We start from the raw sequence: 22578 nt of genomic DNA on the forward strand, positions 1-22578 counted from the left end.
ATTTCGGGGAGCAAAATGGGTACCCGCAAGGCAACAGCTTTCAACGACAGTGATCTAGCGGAAACCGACCGGGCGATTCCCCCGGGTAGTGTCATTGTTCAAAAGTTTGGCGGTTCGTCCCTGGCGGATGCCGCGGGTATCCTCCGGGCAGCCGAGCGGATCGCCAAAACACGGACCAACGGCTATCGGGTCGTGGCGGTGGTGTCCGCCATGGGGGACACCACCGATGAACTCTGCGATCTTGCCGCGGAAGTTTCCGCCCGGCCCTTGCCTGTGGACCTTGACGCCCTGCTGAGCATCGGCGAGCTTGTGTCCTCGGCCCTTTTGGCGATTGCCCTGGCGGATCTCGGCCAGCTGCCCCGCACATTTACGGGCAGTGCGGCCGGCCTCATTACCGACAACATCCACGGCAAGGCACACATCACCGATGTCAGGCCGGACCGCGTCCGCAGTAGTCTGGCCCGTGGCGAGGTCCCCATCGTCGCAGGATTCCAGGGCAGGACGCAGAAACGGAACAGGGTGACCACGCTCGGCCGTGGCGGCTCGGATCTCACCGCGGTCGCCCTGGCCGCTGCGCTCGAAGCCGATATTTGCGAGATATACACGGACGTCGACGGCGTCTACACCGCGGACCCCCGGGTTGTCCCGACGGCGCGGAAGATCGAGATCCTCTCGAGCGAGGAAATGCTTGAGTTCGCCGCCTCCGGCTGCAAGGTATTGCACCTGCGGTGTGTTGAATACGCCCGCCGGTTCGGTATTCCGATCCATGTGAGGTCCTCCTTCGTGCCGGAGCCCGGGACGTTGATCCTGCCCGGCCTTGACCGTCATCCACTGCTCCAGCCCGCCAGGGAACAACCCGAGGTGACCGCTGTAGCCGGGGTCAACTCGGCGTCGAAAATCACTGTCGTGGGAATTCCGGACCAGCCGGAGAGCATGGCGCGCATCTTGCATGTCCTCTCTCGGTCCGGGGCGCATGTCCAGGCAATTGTCCAAAATACGGCCGGCCCCGGCCCGAGGCGTTCCGATGTTGCACTGATCGTGCCTGCTGCCCATGCAGGTAACGCCCTTGCTGTGCTGGATGCCGAAAAGGGAAGCATTGGATTTGAAGGTTTGCAGCACGACGACCGGGTGGGCCGGGTGTCCATTACTGGACTGGGCATGCGGTCGTCCCCGCAAATCTTCTGCACCTTCCTCAAGGCCCTGTCCGACGCCGACGTGGAGCTCGATCTCGTCGACATCTCCGAGACGTCCGTGGGGGCTGTCACGCACGCCGACCGGCTCGCGGATGCCGAGCGCGCTGTCCGGCGGGCCTTCGGCATGACCCCGGCGGACGAGGCAACGGCGGCCGGTCATGAAGGCCATCTCACACCCGCTGTTGGCCCCCCGCTCCAGACGTGGGTCCCGATTTCCGGCCAGGATATGACCCCTGTTCCGGCGGGCGACAGAACTGTGGCACGTCACTTCTAGCGAAGGAGCTAAAGGATGGGCAAGACCGCGAGGACCGGAAACGGCCTCACCAGACCTCCCGAGTTGCGGGGAATCATGTCGATGATCGGCGGCTCGGAAGGCGGAACTGTCCTGACGTCGGCTGCGCCCGATCAGGCCGCCCGCTGGCGGCGGGGCGAGCGGTTGGACCGGCTGTTTGAGGATAGTTGCGACCGCTTGCGGGAACAGGGGCGCGGCGACCAGGTTGCCGTCGATGCGGGGGACGTTGTCCTGACGTACACGGAGCTGGATGAACGGGCGAACCAGCTGGCGCGGCATCTCTTGGTGTGCGGTGCCCGGCCGGGTGACCGCATCGCCCTGCTCTTTGACCAGCCATGGCGGGCCTACGTGGCGATGCTGGCCGTTCTGAAGATCCACGCGGCCTATGTTCCCCTGGACCCGGGTTTCCCCCCTGACCGTCTTCAGTACATTGTCGAGGACGCCAACGTGGCCATGGTCCTGTCTCTGTCCCATCTGAGGGATCTGCTGCCTGAGGTGGCCGCTGTCACGGTGTGCGTCGATGATGTGCAGGCCCAGATCGACGCCAAGGATTCCTCCCGTTTGGGAAGCGCGGACCATGGCGGAACCAAGGATGAGCTGGCCTACATTATCTACACCTCCGGCTCGACCGGCCGGCCCAAGGGCGTGGCAGTGGAGCAGGCCAGCATCTGCAATTTTGTCCGGGTGGCCTCTGACATCTACGGGATTGAGTCCACGGACCGCGTGTACCAAGGCATGACGATCGCCTTCGATTTCTCGGTGGAGGAAATCTGGGTTGCCTGGATGGTCGGAGCCACGCTGGTGCCCAAGCCGGGCCGGTCCAGCATGCTGGGTGCCGAACTCGCGGAGTACCTGCAGGAAAAACGGATCACCGCCCTTTGCTGCGTTCCAACGCTGCTGGCGACGCTTGACGAGGACCTGCCCGATTTGCGGTTCCTGCTGGTCTCCGGAGAGGCGTGCCCGAAGGATCTCGTGATGCGCTGGCACCGCCCCGGCCGGCGCTTCCTGAACGTCTACGGCCCCACCGAAGCGACCGTGACTGCCACCTGGTCGGTCCTGGACCCGGACCTGCCCGTGTCCCTCGGAGTGCCCTTGCCCACCTACACCGCGGTCATTGTGGATCCCGCCGAGCTTCGGGCCCTGCCGCGCGGTGAAATGGGAGAAATCGGCCTCGCAGGGGTGGGGCTGGCGCGCGGGTACGTGAACCGTCAGGACCTGACGGAGCGGGCCTTTGTCCCGGATTTCCTCGGAATCGAGAACAACCCGTCCGGCCGGATTTATCGCACAGGGGACCTCGGACGGGTGAACGACGACGGGCAGCTCGAATATTTCGGCCGGATCGATACCCAAGTCAAAATACGTGGCTACCGCATCGAACTGAGCGAAATAGAATCCGTCCTCCTGCAGCTCCCCGGCATTGCACAGGCAGTCGTACAGACGTATGAGCCGGAACAAGGAACCGTGGAGCTGGCGGCCTACTACACCCTTCGCCAGGACGTGGAGGGCGTGGATGCTCATGACCTCCACCGGATGCTGCGCACCAGGCTCCCCGGATACATGGTTCCTGCCTATTTTGAACAGCTGGACTCCATTCCGATGATGGCCAGCGACAAAGTGGACAGGAAGCGGCTACCCCGTCCCGAGCACAGGATCAGCCGGGCGGCTGCGGGGTCCTTCACTGCCCCCACAACCGCCGCCGAAGAGGCCCTGGCCGCGCAGCTTGGCACCGTCCTGAGCCTTGAGAAGGTTTCCACCGATGCCCACTTCTTCAATGACCTTGGCGCCGACTCGCTGTTGATGGCCCGCTATTGCGCCCGCATCAGGAAAGAAACCGCCCTGCCCGCAGCCGCGATGCAGGATATCTATGAGAACCCGACGGTCCGGCAGCTCGCCGCGTGCCTCGAAGCCCGGCACAGTGAATCCGTCCTCAGCGCGGCCGTACCTGAGACCGGCGCCGTACCCCCGGTACCGATGCCACCACCCAGCACCTTCCAGTTCGTCATGTGCGGGGCAATTCAGTTGCTGATTTTCCTGGGTTACACTTCGTACGCTGCTTCCCTGCTGATTATCGGCTTCCAGTGGACATCCGGGGGCAGCAATCCATTTGACATGTGGCTGCGGTCCATTGGTTTCGGCGCCGCCATGTTCCTGATCCTTTCCGTGACCCCGATCCTCGCCAAGTGGATTCTGGTTGGGCGGTGGAAGCCGGGCAACATTCGAATATGGAGTCTGGCTTATCTCCGTTTTTGGGCAGTCAAGACACTTACCAGGGCTAATCCACTGGTCTTGTTCGCCGGCTCTCCGCTGTATGTGGTGTACCTGCGGCTCCTGGGCGCAAAGATCGGCAAGGGGGTGGTGATCTTCTCCCGGAAGGTGCCCGCGTGCCCGGACCTGCTCAGCGTCGGTGACAACACAGTCATCCAGAAGAACTCCTCGTTCCAATGCTATCGGGCACGCTCTGGCATGATTGAAACCGGTCCCGTGATGCTGGGCAGAAATGTCCTTGTGTCGGAGAAAACCACGTTGGACATCGGTACGTCGATGGGAGACGAGACTCAGCTGGGACATGCTTCATCGTTGCAGACCGGGCAGGTTGTACCTGATGGACAAATCTGGCACGGTTCGCCTGCTGCGCGCACCAACACCAATTACCTGCGTGTCCCGCCCACTAATTGCGGCACGCGACGCAGGGTCATTTTCAGCCTTCTCCAGTTGTTCAACCGTTTGGTGCTGGTGGTTCCGGCGGGCCTTCTCGGGCTGGCCGTGCTCCTGCCGCCCTACCTGAGCACCGGACACCTGCAGCCCGGCTCCCCAAGCTTTTTCATAGACGTACTCGCCGTAACGCTGGTTCTGTTCGTTGTCGGGCTGATCACCGGCCTGATCATCATCTTCAGCATCCCGCGTTTGCTCAACCGCTTCATCAAGCCGGAAAAGGTCTATCCGCTGTACGGCGTGCACTTCACTCTCCAGCGCATGATCGCCCGCGTGTCCAACGTCAAACTGTACAAAGACGTCTTCGGCGACAGTTCGTACATCGTGCACTATCTGAAGGCCTTGGGTTATAACCTCGGCAGGGTGGAGCAAACCGGGTCAAACTTCGGCCCCACACTGGCCCACGAGTCGCCGTTCCTGAGCTCAGTGGGAACAGGAACTATGGTCGCGGACGGCCTCAACATGATGAACGCCGACTTCTCAAGCACGTCGTTCCGTCTCTCGCGGGTCCACCTGGCTGGCCACAACTTTCTCGGTAATGCCATCAGTGTTCCGATCGGATCCAGGGTCGGGGAGAACTGTCTTTTGGCCACGAAGGTGATGATTCCGATCGACGGTCCGATCCGTGCGGATGTGGGCCTGCTGGGGTCACCGCCGTTCGAGATTCCTCGGTCTGTTCAACGTGACGCCCAGTTTGATGAACAGACGATTGCAGAGGCGCGGAACAGCGCTCTCCCGGCAAAGAACCGGCACAACATCCTGAGCATGGTGCTGTTCCTGGCCGTGCGCTGGTTCCTGTTGTTTGTCGCCACACTCAGCGCCGCCGTTGCCGTGTCGGCATTCAGCTTCCTCGGTGTGCTGGCGATCGCAGCCATGATGCTCACCTTGCTGCTGTTCCGCGTACTGATTGCCGTGCTTGTTGAGCGCTCGGTCATGGGCTTCCGCCACCTGAAACCGCAATACTGCTCGATCTACGACCCCTACTTCTGGCGGCACGAACGTCTATGGAAGCTGCTGGCCATGCCGGGCTTCAACGGAACCCCGTTCAAGCCCGTGATCTGGCGGATGCTGGGCGTCAAGGTCGGCAAGCGGCTCTACGATGCCGGCGCCAACATACCGGAGAAAACTCTTGTGGCTATCGGTGATGACTGTGCGTTCAATGAAGGAGCCACCATTCAGGGCCACTCCATGGAAGACGGGGCCTTCAAGTCCGACTACATCGTTCTCGGCAACCGCTGCTCTCTGGGCGTGGATTCGTGGGTCAACTACGGGGTGACGATGCAGGATGGTTCGTCACTCGGCGCCGACGCCCTCTTGATGAAGGGCGAAGACGTCCCTGAAGATTCAACCTATACCGGCAACCCGGCGCGGGAGGTGACAAGCCCCGTCGCCCCTAAACCGCTCGCGGCCTTGGTGTCCAGCGGGCCCCGTCACAGGGACGGCGTCGCGGCGGCGGCCGGCCGGCCAAGACTCTCGAAGGGAACCTACGCAACTCACGGAACGCACAGGGCGCCCAAGGCAGCGCGGACCCTCGTCAAGCCTAACGTCGAGGCCGAGGACAAGGCAGGGACGCCGGGTTCTGGTTCCTAGTGCGAACTGGTTGGCAGGGGAGCGTCTTCGGGGAAGTCGTCGGGGAAGTCCTCGGTCACGGCCGGCCCGGAATGGCGTCCGCGGCGCAGCGACTTCTGCAGTGTCCTGCGCTCGCGCCGGCCTTCCACGAGCCGGTACAGCACCGGGACCAGGATGAGTGTGAGGGCGGTGGAGGAGATCAGGCCGCCGATCACCACGATCGCCAGGGGCTGGGAGATGAATCCGCCGCCGCCGGTCAGTCCCAGCGCCATCGGTGTCAGGGCGAACACCGTGGCGAGCGCCGTCATGAGGATGGGGCGGAGGCGCTGGCGGGCGCCGTGCATGATCGCGTCCGCCACGTTCATCCCGGGTTCGCCGTTGCGCGGCTGGCGATACTGGTTGATGAGGTCGATCAGCACAATCGCGTTGGTCACCACGATGCCCACGAGCATCAACATGCCGATCAGCGACGGCAGGCCCAACGGCACACCGGTCACCACGAGCAGGGCGATTGCGCCTGTCGCGGCGAACGGGACGGAGACCAGCAGGATCAGCGGCTGCACGAGCGATTTGAACGCAGCCACCATGATCACGTAGACGATCGCGATGGCAGCGAGCAGTGCGAGCCCGAGCTGGCGGAACGAATCGGCCTGCTGCGTCGTGGCACCGCCGATCGTGGCGGTCACCCCGGGCGGCAGCTGGACTGACTTGAGCCGGTTCTGCACTTCGGTGCTGACCGCGCCGAGGTTGGAGCCCGACGGCGTCACCGAGACCCGAGCGGTGCGCTGGCCGTTGCTGGCAGTGATGGAGACGGGGACGTCCACCTGCTCTACCGAGGCGATGCTGCCCAGCGCAACGGCGCCGGCCGCCGTCGGGAGCGGCATGTCCCGGACGGCCTCGATGCTCGTGAAGCGGGTGCCCTCGCCAATCCGGACCGGGAAATCGTTGGTGTCGATGCGGATCGTCCCGGCCGGAATCGGGCTGATCGTGGCGGCCAGGACCCCGGCCACGCGCTCCTCGTTCAGGCCGGCCGCGACGGCCTTGGCGCGGTCCACCTTGACCTGGACCACCGGCTGGCTGGCGGCCAGGTTGGTGGCCACTTCGCTGCTGCCCGGGACACCGTCCATGGCCTTGACCATCGCGTCACTGGCCGTCTGGAGGTCGGCGGTGGTGGCGGCCTTGAGGGTGATGTCCACGGTTGACGAAGTGCCGAAGCCGCCCTGCTGGGAACCAACCGTGATCTTTCCGGCGTCGCCGAGCTTGGAGAGTTCGCTGCGGACAGTCTCCTGGAGCTTGCCCTGGTTGGCTTTCTCGTCCGTCACCACGGTGAACGTCGAATTGGACGCGCCGGAGGAGAGCAGGGCCGAGAAGCCGGTCTGGGCGTTGCCGGTGGTGGCCTGGACGTCCTTGATTCCGTCGATGCCCCGCAGGGTGTCCTCGACGCGGATCGCCGAAGCGCTGGCCTCGTCAAGGCTGGTCCCTGCCGGCAGGGCCTGCTTGACGGTCATGCTGTTCTCGCCGGAGCGGCCCAGGAGGTCGGTGGCGAGCAACGGGGACATCGCCACGGTGCCGGCAAGCACCAGGGCCGCGGCGACCAGGGTGAGGACCGGGTGCCGCTGCGTGCCGGACAGGACAGGCAGGTAGCCGCGCTGCAGGAGCGTGCTCTGCTCGGCCTCGTGCGCCTTGGCGGCAATGCCAGCGGCAGAAGCCGGAGAGCCGGTGACGGCGGGCGTGCGCAGGAACCAGTAGGCCAGCACCGGCACGATGGTCAGCGAGACCAGCAGCGAGGAGAGCAGGGCGATGGTCACTGTCAGGGCGAACGGCCGGAACAGCGCACCGGCCAGGTCGCCGACGAAGGCGATGGGCAGGAAGACGGCCACGGTGGTCAGGGTGGACGCCGTGATGGCGCCGGCAACTTCGCGGATGGCGGTCCCGATCGCGGTGATCTTGTCCTCGCCGTAGCTCAGGTGCCGTTTGATGTTTTCGATGACCACGATCGAGTCGTCCACGACGCGGCCGATCGCGATGGTGAGCGCGCCAAGGGTGAGGATGTTGAGCGAGTAGCCGGTGCCAGCGAGGCCGATGAACGTGATCAGCAGGGACAGCGGGATGGACACAGCCGTCACCAGGGTGGCGCGCACTGACATCAGGAACACCAGAATCACCAGGACGGCGAAGCCCAGTCCCAGCAGGCCCTCGGTGGTGAGGTCCTTGATGGACTTCTCGATGAACGGCGCCTGGTCGAAGACCGGGGTGAATTTGGCGTTGGAGCCAAGCTCGGCCTCAAGCTGCGGGATGGCGTCCTTGACCGCGTGGGAGATCGCGACGGTGTCGCCCTCGGGCTTCTTGGTCACGGACAGGGCGAGGGTTTCCTTGCCGTTGGTCCGCGTGATTGACGTGCGGGCGTCCTCGACCAGGCTGACATCCGCCACGCTGCCGATCGTCGCCGCATCACGGGCCGCGCCCAGCGGGAGGGCCTTGATGGCGTCGAGGGAGTCCACGGGGCTGCCGATCTGCAGCGAGAGGGTTTTGCCCTGTTCCTCGATGGTGCCGGCCGGGACCAATGCACCGTTGTTCTTCAGCGCGTCGCTGATGGCCTGGAGGCTCGTGCCCGATGCCGCCAGGTCCCGGGGCCGCGGCAGGATCTGGATGTGTTGCGTGGCGCCGCCGGTCACGTCGGCGCCGCGCACGCCGTCGAGCTTCTGCAGCACAGGGACGCTGAGCCGGGCGAGTTCGGCGTTGAGTTCACTGAGCGGTTTGTCGGAGGACACGGCCAGGAAGACGATCGGGAAGTCGCTGATGCTCCCGGCGATCGCCTGCGGCTGGACGTCCTTCGGCAGGGCCTGCTTGGCGTTGGAGATGGCGCGGTCGATCTGGTTCCGGGCCCGGTCCAGGTTGGAGCCGTAGGTGAACGCCAGGGAAATCTGCGAGACGCCGTTCCGGGACGTTGACGACGTCGATTCCAGCCCCTCGACGCTGTTCAGCGCCTTTTCCAACGGGGCACTGATCTGCTTGTCCACGACTTCCGGCGACGCACCGGGCATCGAGGAGATCACGGTGATCTGCGGGAACTCGATGGAGGGGATGAGCTCCTGTTTCAGCGAGGACATCGTGATCACGCCGAAAACGCAAGCGAACACCGTGATCAGCGCGATCAGGGCCCGGTTGGCTAGAGACAGCTTTGCGAGCCGGAACATCTCATGGTCTCCTGGTGGGTCGGGGGCGTCCTGCACAACGGGACATCAAAAAACGGGGACGTCACGGGTTGCAGCGGTCCCAAACCAGCAGTGTAAACCAGCCGCGGCCGGGCGCCGGCTTAGTTGCTGGCGGTGACCTGTTCGAGTTGCAGCGCCTTGGCCGTCTCGGCCTCCAGCGTGGCGGCGAGCTCAGGGTTGTCGTTGAGCTTGACGCCGTAGCCGGGCATCATGTCCTTGAGCTTGGACTGCCAGCCCTTGAAGTTCTTCGGGAAGGACTTCTGGAGCAGCTCGATCATGATCGGCACGGCGGTGGACGCGCCCGGGGATGCGCCAAGCAGGGCGCCGACGGTGCCGTCGCGTCCGGCGATGACCTCGGTGCCGAACTGCAGCACGCCGCCCTTCTTCGGGTCCTTCTTGATGATCTGGACCCGCTGGCCGGCGGTGATGAGCTCCCAGTCGCCGTCCTTGGCCTCGGGGTAGTACTCCCGCAGGGCCTCGACCTTGTCGCCGTGACGCTTGGCGACTTCCTTGATCAGGTAGGCGGTGAGGTCCATGTTGTCCTTGGCCACGGCCAGCATCGGGATGATGTTGGAGGGGCGGATGGACAGCGGCAGGTCCAGGTAGGAGCCGCTCTTGAGGAAGTTCGTGGAGAAGCCGGCGTACGGGCCGAACAGCAGGGAGCGCTTGCCGTTGACGTAGCGGGTGTCCAGGTGCGGCACGGACATGGGCGGGGCGCCGACAGACGCCTGGCCGTAGACCTTCGCGCTGTGCCGGGCAGCGATGCCCTCGTCGGTGCAGCGGAAGAACTGGCCGGAGACCGGGAAACCGCCAAACCCCTTGCCTTCCGGGATGCCGGAGGCCTGCAGCAGGTGCAGGGCCCCGCCGCCGGCTCCGACAAACACGAACTTCGCGTGGATGGAGCCGTGCTCGCCGCTCCTGGCGTGCTTCAGCGACAGGTCCCAGCCGCCGCCGGACGCGCGCTTGATGTCGCTGACGTTGTGGCCGTAGTTGATCTCCACGCCGTTGTTGCCCAGGTAGGTGGTCAGCTCGCGGGTCAGGGCGCCGAAGTCGACGTCGGTGCCCTCGGCGGCGCGGGTTGCCGCGACGCGCTGCTTGGGGTCGCGGCCCTTGACGATCAGCGGGGCCCACTTGGCGATCTGCGCGTGGTCCTCGGAATACTCCATCGAACGGAACAGCGGGTTCGGCTTGAGTGCCTCGTAGCGGGTGCGGAGGAACTTGGTGTGGTCCTCGCCGATCACGAAGCTCATGTGCGGAACGGTGTTGATGAAGCCCTTGGGGGAGCCGATCAGCGAGTTCGAGACGAGGTGGGACCAGAACTGGCGGGACAACTGGAACTGCTCGTTGATGTTCAGGGCCTTGCCGGGGTCCACCGAGCCGTCTTTGGCTGCGGGGGAGTAATTAAGCTCACACAGGGCAGCGTGTCCGGTGCCGGCGTTGTTCCACGGGTCGGAGCTTTCCAGTCCGGGCTCGTCCAGACGCTCAAAGAGCGAGATGGTCCAGTTCGGCTCAAGCTGCTTTATGAAGGCGCCGAGCGTGGCGCTCATGATGCCGCCGCCAATCAGGACGACGTCGGCGTGTTGGGTCTTGGAAATGAAAGTCACAATCAGTCTCCGATAGCAGCGGCTCTGGCTGTCACAGAATATCCCGCACCGCCCACTAACTGAAATTGGCCCCGGGCGTCAAGGCCTTAGCTCGACCTTTGTGAAAACTTCGTTCAGCACCGGCGACGCCGGGTACTTCAGCACCCGGTCCGAGAGCGCCAGGGCCGAGATCGGGAAGGCAATGGGAACCGCGGGCACCGTGGCCGCGATCTGCCCGTTGATGGTCTGGTACTCCTCGGTGCGGTCCTTGCCGTCCGGCAGGCCCCGGGCCCGGGCGATCTTGGAGAAGACCTGGGGATCCTGGTAACCGAATTCGCCGGTGTTCTCGCCGAAGAGCGGGCCCACGAAATTGTCGGGGTCCGAATACGAGCCGTTCCAGCCCAGCAGGTGCAGGGCGTGGTCGCCCGGGGACGTGACCTTCTGCAGGTAGCCGTCAGCCCAGTCCACCGGTACGGGCTTGACGTTGAGCCCGACGGCGGTCAGTTGCCGGCTGATCTCGGCGTACACCTTTTCCGGCGTCGGCAGGTAGGGCCGGGTGACGTTGAGCGGATAGTAGAACTTCAGCTCCTCGCCCTTGTAGCCGGCCTCGGCCAGGAGTTCCTTGGCCTTGCCCGGGTTGTAGCCGAGCGCCGCGGCATTGTTGTTGAAGCCGCTGAGCTTGGGCGGAACAAACTGGGATGCCTGGGCCGTGTTGTCGATGAAGAACCGGCGGATCAGAGTGTCCTTGTCAAGCGCCATTTCGATCGCCTGGCGGACCTTGAGGTTCTGCAGGATGGGGACCTGCTGGTTCATGCCCAGGTACATCACGGAGAACGGGTCCCGCTGGATGATCTGCTTTCCGCTCTTGACCAGTTGGTCAAAGTTTCCCACGGTGACGGCGTCGTAGGCGTCGATCTTGCCGTCAAGGAGCGCCTGCATCCGGGTCTGCGGGTGATCGTAGGTCACGAACTTGATGGTGCCGATCTGCCCTTTGTCACCCCAGTAGTCCTTGTTGCTGGCCAGGGAGACGCTGCCCGAGTCCCAGGAGCCGAAAACGTACGGCCCTGTGCCTACCGGGTGGAGGCCGTAGGCGGATACCGGCTGCCCGCCCCGGCGCTGGTTCAGGACGTCAGCGTTCTCCGCGGCGAGGGCCTTGGGCGAAGAGATCGCGAAGGCCGGCAGGGTGAGGGCCTGGAGAAAACCCGTGAAGGGCTGGGTGAGGCCGATCCGCACATTGTCCGGCGCGACGGCGGTGCAGTTCTTGTATATGGACAGCGACGCCTGGTCCGCATGGGCCTTGAAGACGCCCTTGAAGGTGGTACCGGTGGCCTGTTCGCGGAGGGCCGGTGAGAAGTTGAACCAGCGGTTGAAGTTGGTGCAGACCGCGGCGGCATCGAACGGTGTCCCGTCCTGGAATTTAACGTTCCCGCGCAGCTTGAACTCGTAGGTCCGGCCTTCATCGCTCTGGGACCATTCGGTGGCCAGCAGCGGCGTGGGCTGGCCGGTGGTCTGGTCTACGCCCACGAGGCCTTCCAGTACCTGCCGGGTGACGCGGTATGACTCGACGTCGGAGACCAGGGCAGGATCGAGCCCGAGCGGCTCCGAGCCGGTGCCGAAGGTGAAAAGCGCGGTAGGTGCCGCGCTGGCGGTGGCAGAGGCGGTGGGGGAGCTGGGTGCCGGGCCGAGGCTGCCCGTGCAGGACGCGAGCGGCAGGACAAGGAGGGCGGCCCCGATGCTGGCGGCAATCCGCCGCACTGTCCTGCTGGGCACTGTACTGCTGGGCACTCGAGAATCACCTCTGGGAACTGGATGGTCCGCCGGCTGCGGACCAGCCCCAGTCTAGTTGACGGCCGGGTCCGCCAGCTCTTGTGGCACACCGCCGCAAGGCGCACGGCAGCGCAAAAAGCGGAGGCCCGCACCTGGTGGTGCGGGCCTCCGCTTCTCCTAGTGGTCCAGGGAGTCAGGCTGGAGCCGGGCAGGAGTGCAAATGGGCTGACTACTTGGGCATCAGGACTGAGTCGACCATGTAGACAGTGGCGTTGGCGGTCTGGACGCCGCCGCAGACAACGTTGGCGCCGTCAACCTTGAGGGCATCCTTGGTGCCGGTGACCGTCACCGAACCGCCTTCAACCGTCTTGTGGGTGCCGACGATCTGGTCCGGGGTGATCTTGCCGGGGACAACGTGGTAGGTCAGGATCTTGCTCAGCGTGGCGTCGTCCGTCTTCAGGGCCTCGACCGTGGCCGGATCGATCTTCTTGAAGGCGTCATCCGTCGGGGCGAAGACGGTGAATTCGCTGCCGTTGAGCGTGTCCACCAGGTTGACCTTGGGGTTGAGCTTGCCGGACACGGCGGCGGTCAGGGTGGTGAGGATCGGGTTGTTGGACGCCGCGGTGGCTACCGGGTCAAGCGCCATGCCGGAGACGGAGCCGGCACCGCTGGGAACCTGGGCGGCGTAGGCGGCGCAGCCGGAGCCGACGAGGTTGGCGGCCGGATCCATGGCCGCGGCGGAGGCGCTCGTGGAGGGGGAGGCCATGCTGGATTCCGCCGGTGCGGAGGACGGGGCCGAGGAGGCGGGGGCCGACGAGGCGCTGGTTCCGCCACAGGCAGTGAGGCTGAGCATGGCGGCAGCTGCGATACCTGCAACGGCGAACGTGGTGCGCTTGATGTTCTGCATTTCGGTTTCTCCTTTGTTGTGCCGATGTTTGCCGGCGGCGAATTTTTGCCGCTGCGGCCCTTTCCCGACTGTTGGGCACCGACCCTTGGTTGGTGTCTCAATGGGTATTCGGCTGCTCGGAGGAAACGGATGGGTGCGGATGTGAAATTCTTTTTCGCGGCGTCAAAACTCCTGAAAAATCCCGGAACCGCGCCGGAAACCACAAGAACCCCGGTCCGAAGACCGGGGTTCTCTCTGTGCGCAAGGGGGGACTTGAACCCCCACGCCCGAAGGCACAGGAACCTAAATCCTGCGTGTCTGCCAATTTCACCACTCGCGCGCGGCGCCGTCGTCGTCCCGGGAAAGAACCCCGGCGGCGGACGCCAGGCTCCATTGTACCTATTGCCGGTTTGCTGGTTGCAACGGCTGCCGCGGGCGGACGGACCGGAGACCGGGGACTAGGCGTCGAGTTTCAGGTCCCGGCGAAGTTTGGCGACATGCCCGGTGGCCCGGACGTTGTACTGTGCGACGGCAACCCGGCCGTCGGCGTCGACGACGATGGTCGAGCGGATCAGGCCCTGGTAGGTCTTGCCGTAGTTTTTCTTTTCGCCCCAGGCCGCGTAGGCCTCGGCGACGGAGTGGTCCTCGTCGGAGAGCAGCGGGAAGTTCAGCCCTTCGGCGGCCGCGAACGCGGCAAGCTTCCCGACACGGTCGGGGGAGATGCCCACGACGTCATAACCTGCGGCCTGAAGCGCGCCGAGGGAATCCCGGAAATCGCAGGCCTCCTTGGTGCATCCCGGCGTGGCGGCTGCCGGGTAGAAGTAGAGCACGGTCTTCCGGCCCCGGAAATCACGCAGGCTGACGTCCTGTCCTTCGGCGTTCTTGAGGGTGAAATCCGGTGCTGTGGCACCGGCGGTGAGTCGCTCGGACACGGGTGTCTCCTTGGTGAGGTTGGTCATGAAGCGGGGTGATAATCCAGCGTAGTGACGCGATCGGCGCCGGACGAATCCGCTGCTCGCTATACTCTTGGGTATGCCTGATATGGATCGCTGGCCCACGGGCCGCCTATTGTCCACGGCAGCACGTCTTGTAGAACACTCCTGGAACGAAAAATTGGGGGCCATTGGCCTGACCCATGCCGGGGTGATCGCCATGGAGGTGCTCTCGGCGAATGGGCCGATGACGCAAGCCCAATTGGCCCAGCTCGTCCGGGTCCAGGCCCAGACGATGGGCAAGACACTGAGCCGGCTGGAAGCGCACGGCCACATTTCGCGGCACCGCAGCACCTCCGACCGGCGCAGCCATGTGGTGTCGCTGACTGACCAGGGGCGCGAGGCGGTTGCCGCGGCCGCCGACATGGAACGTTCCGTGCTCGCCGCCACGCCCATTGACCCCGACGTGCTGCGGCAGGAGCTCCAGGCCGTGGTCAGGGTGCTGGCAACCAAGTCTTCCTCGCCGGAGGCCAATGCCATCGTCACGGCTGCCGAGCCGGGCGCCATTGCCGGGGCCACCCCGCTGAATTAGCCACGCTGCTGAGGGGGAACGGGAACGGGACGGCAGGGTTTCCCGCCGTCCCAATCAGTTCCGTTCTCGAGGCCTTCAGTGGTGACCGGTCACCAGGTGTTCCTGTGGTGGTTGTGTTTCTTATTGTCGTGCCGGTTTCCGTGATGGTCCCAGAACCCGTCCTTGTCATGCCGGCAGCCGTCCCGGCCCGTCCATGAGCCGCGGTGGTCGTTGTCGTCACGCCAGTTGCCATGATCGTCGCGCCAACCCCATCCGTCGTCCTTGTCATGCCACCGGTTCTCCCCGTCCCACCAGCCATTGCGCGTGTCGTGCCGGTTGTTGTCCCGCATGTGGTGCCGGTTCACAAATGAGGACTGACTCCAGGAGCTGGCGGAGGCGGTCGAAGTGGTAACGGCGGCGCTGGCAGGCACGGCGCTGGCGCCCAGGCCCAGTGCGGCGGTCACCGCGGTTGTTCCAATGATGCGAATAGCCTTGTTCATGAAACTTGGTCCTTACGGAGATCGATTTCCCTGGCCCCGGGGGCGGGCCGTGCAGGCATGCTGCCGGGGGCCCATGATTTCCGTGTCTGCTGACGCGATCCTCAGTGTGGGCACCGGGAGATCTGAATATCATTTTTGGTGGTCGCGTCGGGCCCTCTGGCCGGCGTTGTTGTCGGTCCGGGTCTGCAGGACCGGTCGCTCCAGAACTGTTGCCCGGAGCACCTTTCCAGTCAACGCCCCAGCATTGACTCTCAAAAGGGACTAAAGACCCTGTTTCTGCCGCAATCGGACGGATCGTTTCAGGAGCCAGGAAGCTGGCGGTCGGAGCAGCCCCGGCACGTTGGCCGCTGCCTGGGCTGACGCTGCCTACGCCGTTACAGCCTGGTTCGCCAGGGTGGCGACGATGGCTGACATTTTGAGGCCGGTGAGCACCGCCGTGAGCAAGACGACGCTGATCGTGACCCACACCGGGGCGAGCCCACGACGCGGGGCGACCTCGTGGACGATCACGGAGCGGCCAATCACGTAGACCTCCCTGCTGAGGAACACCCACGCCCAGTGGAACGGCCGGACAACGCCGTCCTTGCGCAGCCGGTCCCAGTCCAGGTACGCCAGGAGGGCGGACACACCGTAGGCCACGAAACTGATTGCTATGAAGAGGAAGTAAGGCGCCGTGAAAATCGACGCCGGATCAATTGTCTGGATCTGCCGCGGGCCCACGGTGCGCAGCCGGAGCACAGGGTTCCAGAACATCAGCAGGATGAGCGGCACGAGCGGCAGGGCCACAATTGTCCAGATGTACGCGTTGTAGACCGGTGTCCGGTCGCTGATGCGCCTGCGCTGCGCCACCGGGTGGCGGGGCGGCGTCGCCTGGAACTGGGGTGCGTTGAACTGGCCGGTCCAGGCCGAACCGTTCCACCACTGAAGCCGGCCCGAGCCCGCCGGGTCCGGATACCAGCCAGGGCCAGGGGCGGAGGCGTTGGGCGGGACGGTCATGGCTGTTCATCCTTTGCGGGGCGTGGCGCGCGTTGGTTTCTTCTGTTCCGTGACAGAGCGTACAGGGGGATGGGCAACTCCATGATTCCCCCATTGGTCGCAGTGGTGCACTGGATGGAGTCTAACCGCGGCCCGTGCCGGCGGGAAGGCCGGCCGACGGCGCAGACCCGTCCGCTGGAACCCTTGGGCCAGCCTGCCGCCCAGGCGCAAAAGGGCAGTCCGGAAGTATCGACGCGCCAGCCGATCGGGAGGACGATTAATAGGCAATCACCACGAAGGAGGTCAGTGATGTGCTATTCGTACAACAGGGATTCCTGGCGGGAAACCAGGAAGGATGCCGCAAAGGAATCTGAGGATCGCCCGGAGACGCGGTCGCAGGCGCCGGAATTCAGGTTCTGGGCCTTCCCCCGCCGCAGCAAGGAGTTCACGGTCGAAGAACCGGAGAAGGTGCGCGACCGTTCCCGCGAGAAGGTCTGATAAATCGATGTGCATGAGGCGGCCGCTGAACCACACAGATCACTGTGACGGTTCGGCGGCCGTTTCATGGCCGGGCGGGCCGGCGGAGGCCAATGGCCGCGGAGACGCCTATGAGCAGGCCGCTGAGCGCCAGCAGGAATCCGCCGGCGAGACTGCCTTGCCCGTCCGGTCCGGGACCGACCCTGCCGGCCGCCGCTGCGGAAGGATTCGCCGTTGCGGACTCCGGGCCCTGGCCAGCGTCCGGCGACTGAGGGGCGGACGTTCCCGCCGTGGCCGGGACCGGAACGGAACCCGCCGCCGGTGGGGTGGGGGCTCCCTGGCTGACGGAGGGGGCGGGGCCCGGCGTCGGCGGAGCCGCGTCCTGTCCGGGGACAAGGCTTTGAGACGGCGACTGAGACGGCGACTGTGACGGTGGTTGGGGCGGCGCAGGGTCCGACGGCGGCGCTGTGCTGCCCGGGGGAGTCACACTGGGCGCCGGGGAAGCGGACGGTGGGCCCGGCGTCGGCGAGGCGGGGCAGATCTTTACGGGAAGAAGGCCGGCAGGCTTGCAGGGCGCGGCCGTGGCTGGCAGCGCAAGGACCAACGGCGAGACCGCGAGCAGCAGGGCCACGGCGGATGCGTACGAGGCCTTCCGGGTGGAGTTCATCCTCACCATCGTAGGGTTTCACCGCCGGCAGCCAGGGAATCCCGGCCTTTGCGTGTCTCCTTAGCTTGGGCAAGGTATTCGCTCGGCAACCACTGGGCAGCGACAGTGAACCCCGCTCCCGCCAAAGACCCCAAGCATCCGGAGATCTGACTCATGCCGAACATTGAGGGCCGCAAGCGAATGGAGCCGCGGATGACTCGCGGCTCCTGGACCGGCTCCGGCCGCACAGCTGACCTGGCATTCACCGCGGCAAGGATCTCCAGCGGCGGCCCTGGAGGGCCAGCACAATGGTCCAGGCGATCGGAACCAACGGGGAGGCGGACTCACCCAGGAATGCGAGGACCGCATAGACGATCCAGAGCCCACCGGCGATGACGGAGAGGACGACAAGCGCCTTGCGGGTCACCACGAAGGCGGGCATGTCGACACCTTCGGCTCGCAGGGCACGGGTTTCAGCGGCTGCTCCCCGGATCAGGGGGACGAAGACCGCGGCCAGGGCGGCAGCGAACACCACGGACCGCCACGGCTCGGGTATGCCCACTGCGCTCAGGACGCCTTGCAGGACACCGCTCAAGAGGAAGAGCCACAGCAACCCCCCAGACGACCAGCCGGCGGCGCTTCGGCGGCATTCCCTCCAGTGAGTCGGACGGCCACGATTGCCACTCGTACGTTCTACCGCCATCACCGCTTCCCGAGGTCATGGCGACAGACTACGCGTACCCGTCCCGGCCGTAGTCGATGTCCTGGCACAGCCACGCCTCGCGACGCGATAGGGATCGAGGGCAGCATTCAGGGCCGGCATCAGTAGTCCCTCCACCATACGAGTCCCTCCACCACATGTTGGGCTGGGTCCGATGCGCCGAGTTGAGTCCGTACCAGGCTCGTTAGCCTCACTGGCCCGTGACTTTGATTCCGGCGACCGCCCCGGTCCAGGCGCCGGTCGGGTCCGGCCGGGTCAACTGGGCACTGACGTAGCCCTTCTGCAGTTGGACGACCTGCGATTGGGTTCGCGAGCAATCGACCTCGAACACCGTGTGCTCTGTTCCGCCCAGCGAGTTCTGGGAGAGGAAGATCTGGGCATGGGGGATGCCCACGCAGGCCGCGGTGACTGTGTGCGGACCGGCGACCGTCACCGTTGCGGCTTTGGTGAAGCCAACCCCTGGCCCGTCCGCCGGACCGGCGTCGGAGAGGAGCACGGACCCTGGCGCCTCGGCCAGACGCTTGTGCAGCTCGGCGTAATTGCTCGCTTCCACGCCCAGCACCCCCGGATCTTTGGTCGGGGCGGCGGGCGCCGGCCGGCGGCTTTGCCCGGCCGCCGTCGGCCGCGGATCGCCCTCGTCCTCGTAGGCGCAGGAGGCCAAACTACCGGCGAGCAGCAGGCCAACAACGTATGCCGCAGCGCAGCGGACTGTTTTCGTTCCCCCAGGACCAGACATGGGCCGAGTCTACGGTCAGTGCCCTAAATGGCAAGTCATCCGGGCCCGGCCGGTCGGGAGGACTTAGCCAACCTCATTACGAGTCTGGTCTGCGGCACCAGCCCGGATCCGGCCCGCTACGACGGCGTCGTCGCCGGCCTTTCGCCAACAAAAAAGAAACCCCGCCTCGCAGGCCGCTAAGCCTGCGAGACGGGGTTTCTCGCTTGTGCACCCCCCGGGACTCGAACCCGGAACCCATTGATTAAGAGTCAATTGCTCTGCCAGTTGAGCTAGAGGTGCATCTGTTGTTTTCGTTCACCGGGGCTTTTTATTTCCCGCGTTGTTCTCCGCAACGACATGAAACTCTACACGAGATTGGCTGTCGTGTGAAATCGAGGGGCGCGGGATGGTCCGGGTCAGCCGGGGAGGTTCAAAATCAGCGCGAAATCAGGGTTTTGCCCGTTGCTGAGGAGCCACAGGCGCCCGTCAGGAGCGAGTGAAACGTTGCGCACCCGGCCATACTTTCCTGTGAAATAGCTCACAGGATCTCCGGCGAATTCGCCGTTGAGGGGAACGACCCAGAGCCTTTGGCCGCGCAGGGCGCCCACGTAGGCGGTGCTGCCGACAATTTCGAGTCCGCTGGGGGAAGACTCCGCCGTCGACGGCCACACCACCTTGGCGTCCAGGAAGCCGGGGCGGTGCGGGGCGCCCGTCACCTCGGGCCAGCCGTAGTTGCCGCCCGGCATGATCAGGTTGAGCTCGTCGTTGACGTCCGGGCCGAATTCGCTGGCCCAGAGCCGGCCCGCGCTGTCCCAGGCCAGTCCCTGGACGTTCCTGTGGCCAAAGCTGTAGACCGGGTTATCGCCAAACGGGTTTCCTGGTGCCGGCCTGCCATCCGGAGTGAGGCGGAGGATCTTCCCGCCCAGCGCCGCGCGGTCCTGCGGCTGCTCCCGGCGCTGCGAATCGCCCGTCCCCACATACAGGAAACCGTCGGGCCCAAAGCGGATCCGGCCGCCGTTGTGCGTGCCGGCCTTGGAAATGCCGGTGAAAACCGGTTCCAAGGCGCCGAGCTCCAGCCTGCCGCCACGTTCCTCCAGCCGCATGCGGGCGATTCTGTTGTCCGTCGCCGCGGTGAAGTAGGCGTAGAGGTAACGGTCCGACGCGAAGTTGGGGGAAAGGGCAAGGCCCAGGAGGCCGCCTTCGCCGCCGGGCACGACGCCGGGCACTTTGCCGACCGTACCGAGCTGTCCGTCCTTGATGGTCCTGAGCAGTGCTGTGTCGCGCTCGGAGATGACCGCGGTGCCGTCGGGTAGATGGACCGTGGACCACGGCAGTTGCAGCCCATTAACCCGGCCCGCAACCGTGGGCTCACCCGCTGCCCCGGCCGTACCCGCTGCGCCGGTGGCAGTGCGGTCTCCCGGCTGAACCACGGGCGAAGTTGAGCCGCCGGTGCAGGCGCTCAAGAAAAACAGGACAACTACAAGCGCCACGGCCCGGGCCGCTGCCCTGCCAGCGAAGCGCCTGCCGGTAAAAAACGTGAGTATCAACGGACGCGTTGAGAGGGGATGGGTCGGCCGCCCGGACCGCCGGCTACTGCCGTGTCCGGCGCGGCGGCCGAAACCCGGCTGCTTCGGCGTGGGCCGGGGAGGCAAACCACACCTCAGCCCGGGTTTCTTCATACGCCGGGCTGGTCTCATCGTGGTAGATCATCGACGAGGCATTGCCCTTGACTGTGAAACCCTCAGGGCCGCTTCCGTCAGCCGCCGGAGCCGCTGAGCCCTCGCCGTAGGGCTGCTCGGTGGCCAAATGGCCGGTGGGCTCGGCCGTTTGGCTGGCGGAGGCCTCGGCCCCTGCCGGCGAGGCCTCCATCTGCGTCGTTTCCGTGTCAGCGGGACCTGCGGGCTGTGTCCCGGCGTCGGGCACTCCGGGCATCGCCGTGCCGGTGACGGTACCAGCGCCAGTGCTGGTTGAAGTGGCCGTGCCGGTAACGGTGTCCTCGTCGTCGGCCGGTTCCGCGGCTGCCGATTCCGCCCCGGGCAGAGTCGGCGCGTGGGGCTCAGTGTATTCGGGGTGGTGGACGGGCAGGCCCGCCGCCCCAGTCTCCGCAGCAGCGCCAAGCTCGGCGGCCGTCACAGCGTGCGCACCGCGGGCCGGCTCAGCGTGGGCCGCGGCGGTGTGTGTCTCCGCCGGCGGGGCGGTCTCGGACCACTGGGTCTCCCACTCGGCATTGCCCGGGGCGCCCGTTGCTTCCGGGGCGGCCTCGGCGCCCGGCTCGATGATCGGGGCCGCGGTGGCCGCTGCGGGCTCGGTCGCCTCGGGGGCAGCCGTGGCCTCCCGGGCCGCTGCGTCCGGCTCAGGCGCAGGCGCTGCCTCGGGCGCGGCCATCGCGGCACCGGCGGCACCCGCCGTCGGACCCGCGGCCCCGGCCGCTGCCGGGCCAACCGGACTGGCCGCCGCCGTCGAACTGGCCGCCGAACCGCTCGCCGCGCCAGACACCGGCGTCGAACCGGCTGGGCTGCCAGAAGAAATGCCGGAAGAGGTGCCGGTGCTGGTGCCTGCGGCGGATGAGGAATCTGCGCCCGGGCGGCTCTTGTTGCGGTTCAGCAGCCGCCAGACCACAGCGACCACCACGATGATGACAACGAGCCAGACGATCCAGTCCATAGCAGAGCCTTTCAGTCCGTATTCAGCCCATGAGGCATGGTTGCCGATGCTTGACGTTACGTCCGGGCAAAGCCGGCTGTCCACCCTCCCGGCGGCCAAATGCCGGGCATTCCTGGAGCGGATCCCCGGCCCGGTGAGCAACCCGGAACCGGAATCAAACCCGGCCCGGCGTGTAGCCTCGCCTCATGGATTTCAAGCGACTGCAGATACTGCGTGAACTCGCCGGCCGCGGGACCGTAGGCGCCACGGCCGAGGCCATGAAGGTCACGCCATCTGCAGTGTCGCAGCAACTGAAGACCCTGCAGGAGGAACTGGGCGTCGTCCTGGTGGAGAAGTCCGGCAGGGGAGTGCGCCTTACCGAGGCAGGGCTGGCCATGGCCGGCGCCGCCGCGGACGTGTCGACGGCCATGGCGCGGGCGGAAGCAACCATCGACACGTACCGGCGCGGCTGGCAGACGCGGGTGGTGGCAGCCTTCTTTCCCAGCGCCGCGGAGATGTTCCTGCCGGGCATGCTGCACCGGGTCAAGGCCGTCGAGGGGCTGCGGTTCGAGGCGCATTTCGAGGACCCGGGCGTTGCCGGTTTTGCCGGGCTGACTGCGGACTACGACATCGTCCTGGCGCACAGTGTCGACGGTCCGGAAGTCTTCGGCGGCCAGGGCCTGACGGTGGTGCCGCTGCTGGACGAACCCCTGGACGTGGCCTTGCCGGCCGGGCACGCTCTGGCCGGCAAAGCCACACTGTGCGCCGAGGACGTCGTCGGCTTTCCGTGGATGGGAGTCCCGGAGGGTTTTCCCTTCGACACCGTGCTGCGCCAGATCGAGGTGCGGGCCGACTCGCAGGCGGTCCGGGCCCAGCAGTTCCCGGATCTGCGGGTCCTGGAAGCCCTGGTCAGTGCCGGGCACGGGCTGAGCCTGCTGCCGCGGTACACGGCGGTCAGCAACCAGGGCCGGGGGTTCGTCCTGCGCCCGCTCGAGGGCGTGAAGGCCAGCCGGAGCATCGTGGCGCTGGCCCGTCCGGACGTCGCGGCCCGGACCACCATCCAGCAGGTCCTGGCGATGCTCAAGGCCGAGGCCCAAGGTGTCGCCGAGGCCCCGGAACTGCGTGACGCGGCTCACCGGGCCTAGGTCAAATCGGGTCCCGGTTTCATGATGTGAGACGAG

Annotated in this window: 16 protein-coding genes and 2 tRNA genes; 5 read left to right on the top strand and 13 right to left on the bottom strand. The window is 65.8% G+C overall.

The genetic code is table 11. The features are described 5' to 3' along the window. Positions 1-15: 15 nt before the first annotated feature. Together AC1DN2_RS01180 and AC1DN2_RS01185 are read left to right on the top strand one after the other, a co-directional pair. Positions 16-1467, top strand: coding sequence for an aspartate kinase (locus AC1DN2_RS01180; protein ID WP_476848891.1), 1452 nt, complete (start codon positions 16-18; stop codon positions 1465-1467). 15 nt (positions 1468-1482) lie between these two features. After that, a complete protein-coding gene (locus AC1DN2_RS01185) occupies positions 1483-5787 on the top strand; it encodes a Pls/PosA family non-ribosomal peptide synthetase (protein ID WP_476848892.1) in 4305 nt (1434 codons plus the stop codon). Here AC1DN2_RS01185 and AC1DN2_RS01190 read toward each other — a convergent pair. The 6 genes from AC1DN2_RS01190 to bcp form a co-directional block, all read right to left on the bottom strand. Continuing rightward, positions 5784-8963, bottom strand: a complete 3180-nt coding sequence (locus tag AC1DN2_RS01190) for an efflux RND transporter permease subunit (protein ID WP_476848893.1) — start codon at positions 8961-8963, stop codon at positions 5784-5786. The two genes, AC1DN2_RS01185 and AC1DN2_RS01190, sit on opposite strands and share 4 nt — an antisense overlap. A gap of 119 nt (positions 8964-9082) precedes the next feature. Further along, the gene (locus tag AC1DN2_RS01195; RefSeq protein WP_476848894.1) at positions 9083-10585 is read right to left on the bottom strand and encodes a malate:quinone oxidoreductase; all 1503 of its coding nucleotides are present in this window, start codon (positions 10583-10585) and stop codon (positions 9083-9085) included. A 78-nt stretch (positions 10586-10663) separates the two neighbouring features. After that, entirely contained in the window at positions 10664-12319 is a 1656-nt protein-coding gene (locus tag AC1DN2_RS01200; RefSeq protein ID WP_476849013.1) for an ABC transporter substrate-binding protein, read from the bottom strand. A 241-nt stretch (positions 12320-12560) separates the two neighbouring features. Continuing rightward, positions 12561-13238 carry a fasciclin domain-containing protein gene (locus AC1DN2_RS01205; protein WP_476848895.1) on the bottom strand — a complete coding sequence of 226 codons (678 nt, stop codon included), beginning with the start codon at positions 13236-13238 and terminating at the stop codon, positions 12561-12563. Between the two features lie 237 nt (positions 13239-13475). Beyond that, a tRNA-Leu gene (locus tag AC1DN2_RS01210) sits at positions 13476-13557 on the bottom strand. A 118-nt stretch (positions 13558-13675) separates the two neighbouring features. Then, positions 13676-14149 carry a thioredoxin-dependent thiol peroxidase gene (gene bcp, locus AC1DN2_RS01215; protein ID WP_476848896.1) on the bottom strand — a complete coding sequence of 158 codons (474 nt, stop codon included), beginning with the start codon at positions 14147-14149 and terminating at the stop codon, positions 13676-13678. Positions 14150-14258: 109 nt separating this feature from the next. On the opposite strand from bcp, the gene AC1DN2_RS01220 reads away from it, so the two are divergent. Then, positions 14259-14741, top strand: a complete 483-nt coding sequence (locus AC1DN2_RS01220; protein WP_043433894.1) for a MarR family winged helix-turn-helix transcriptional regulator — start codon at positions 14259-14261, stop codon at positions 14739-14741. An 89-nt stretch (positions 14742-14830) separates the two neighbouring features. Here AC1DN2_RS01220 and AC1DN2_RS01225 read toward each other — a convergent pair whose 3' ends face one another. Both AC1DN2_RS01225 and AC1DN2_RS01230 read right to left on the bottom strand, forming a co-directional pair. Then, positions 14831-15220 (bottom strand): hypothetical protein, encoded by a 390-nt coding sequence (locus AC1DN2_RS01225; protein ID WP_476848897.1) that lies wholly within the window; start codon positions 15218-15220, stop codon positions 14831-14833. A gap of 366 nt (positions 15221-15586) precedes the next feature. After that, positions 15587-16216, bottom strand: a complete 630-nt coding sequence (locus AC1DN2_RS01230; RefSeq protein ID WP_476848898.1) for a DUF2510 domain-containing protein — start codon at positions 16214-16216, stop codon at positions 15587-15589. Between the two features lie 288 nt (positions 16217-16504). Between AC1DN2_RS01230 and AC1DN2_RS01235 the strand changes: the two genes are divergently transcribed. Continuing rightward, on the top strand, positions 16505-16693 hold the full coding sequence (locus AC1DN2_RS01235) for a hypothetical protein (RefSeq protein WP_476848899.1): 189 nt from the start codon (positions 16505-16507) through the stop codon (positions 16691-16693). A gap of 887 nt (positions 16694-17580) precedes the next feature. On the opposite strand, the gene AC1DN2_RS01240 is transcribed toward AC1DN2_RS01235, so the two are convergent. The 5 genes from AC1DN2_RS01240 to AC1DN2_RS01260 form a co-directional block, all read right to left on the bottom strand. Continuing rightward, positions 17581-17931 (bottom strand): hypothetical protein, encoded by a 351-nt coding sequence (locus AC1DN2_RS01240; protein WP_476848900.1) that lies wholly within the window; start codon positions 17929-17931, stop codon positions 17581-17583. Positions 17932-18229: 298 nt separating this feature from the next. Then, positions 18230-18775 carry a hypothetical protein gene (locus AC1DN2_RS01245; RefSeq protein ID WP_476848901.1) on the bottom strand — a complete coding sequence of 182 codons (546 nt, stop codon included), beginning with the start codon at positions 18773-18775 and terminating at the stop codon, positions 18230-18232. Between the two features lie 206 nt (positions 18776-18981). Beyond that, positions 18982-19054, bottom strand: a tRNA-Lys gene (locus tag AC1DN2_RS01250). A gap of 116 nt (positions 19055-19170) precedes the next feature. Further along, positions 19171-20298, bottom strand: coding sequence for a PQQ-dependent sugar dehydrogenase (locus AC1DN2_RS01255; RefSeq protein ID WP_476849014.1), 1128 nt, complete (start codon positions 20296-20298; stop codon positions 19171-19173). 46 nt (positions 20299-20344) lie between these two features. Continuing rightward, a complete protein-coding gene (locus AC1DN2_RS01260) occupies positions 20345-21418 on the bottom strand; it encodes a sunset domain-containing protein (protein ID WP_476848902.1) in 1074 nt (357 codons plus the stop codon). A 185-nt stretch (positions 21419-21603) separates the two neighbouring features. On the opposite strand from AC1DN2_RS01260, the gene AC1DN2_RS01265 reads away from it, so the two are divergent. Continuing rightward, entirely contained in the window at positions 21604-22542 is a 939-nt protein-coding gene (locus AC1DN2_RS01265; protein ID WP_476848903.1) for a LysR family transcriptional regulator, read from the top strand. Positions 22543-22578 lie beyond the last annotated feature (36 nt).

It is taken from the genome of Arthrobacter sp. 01L42, from assembly GCF_056400005.1.

Coding starts and splice junctions, on each gene's coding strand:
- AC1DN2_RS01205 (WP_476848895.1), bottom strand. CDS start 13,238: ATGCAGAACATCAAGCGCACCACGTTCGCCGTTGCAGGTATCGCAGCT.
- AC1DN2_RS01245 (WP_476848901.1), bottom strand. CDS start 18,775: ATGTCTGGTCCTGGGGGAACGAAAACAGTCCGCTGCGCTGCGGCATAC.
- AC1DN2_RS01180 (WP_476848891.1), top strand. CDS start 16: ATGGGTACCCGCAAGGCAACAGCTTTCAACGACAGTGATCTAGCGGAA.
- AC1DN2_RS01260 (WP_476848902.1), bottom strand. CDS start 21,418: ATGGACTGGATCGTCTGGCTCGTTGTCATCATCGTGGTGGTCGCTGTG.
- AC1DN2_RS01230 (WP_476848898.1), bottom strand. CDS start 16,216: ATGACCGTCCCGCCCAACGCCTCCGCCCCTGGCCCTGGCTGGTATCCG.
- AC1DN2_RS01265 (WP_476848903.1), top strand. CDS start 21,604: ATGGATTTCAAGCGACTGCAGATACTGCGTGAACTCGCCGGCCGCGGG.
- AC1DN2_RS01220 (WP_043433894.1), top strand. CDS start 14,259: ATGGATCGCTGGCCCACGGGCCGCCTATTGTCCACGGCAGCACGTCTT.
- AC1DN2_RS01185 (WP_476848892.1), top strand. CDS start 1,483: ATGGGCAAGACCGCGAGGACCGGAAACGGCCTCACCAGACCTCCCGAG.
- AC1DN2_RS01225 (WP_476848897.1), bottom strand. CDS start 15,220: ATGAACAAGGCTATTCGCATCATTGGAACAACCGCGGTGACCGCCGCA.
- AC1DN2_RS01190 (WP_476848893.1), bottom strand. CDS start 8,963: ATGTTCCGGCTCGCAAAGCTGTCTCTAGCCAACCGGGCCCTGATCGCG.
- AC1DN2_RS01235 (WP_476848899.1), top strand. CDS start 16,505: ATGTGCTATTCGTACAACAGGGATTCCTGGCGGGAAACCAGGAAGGAT.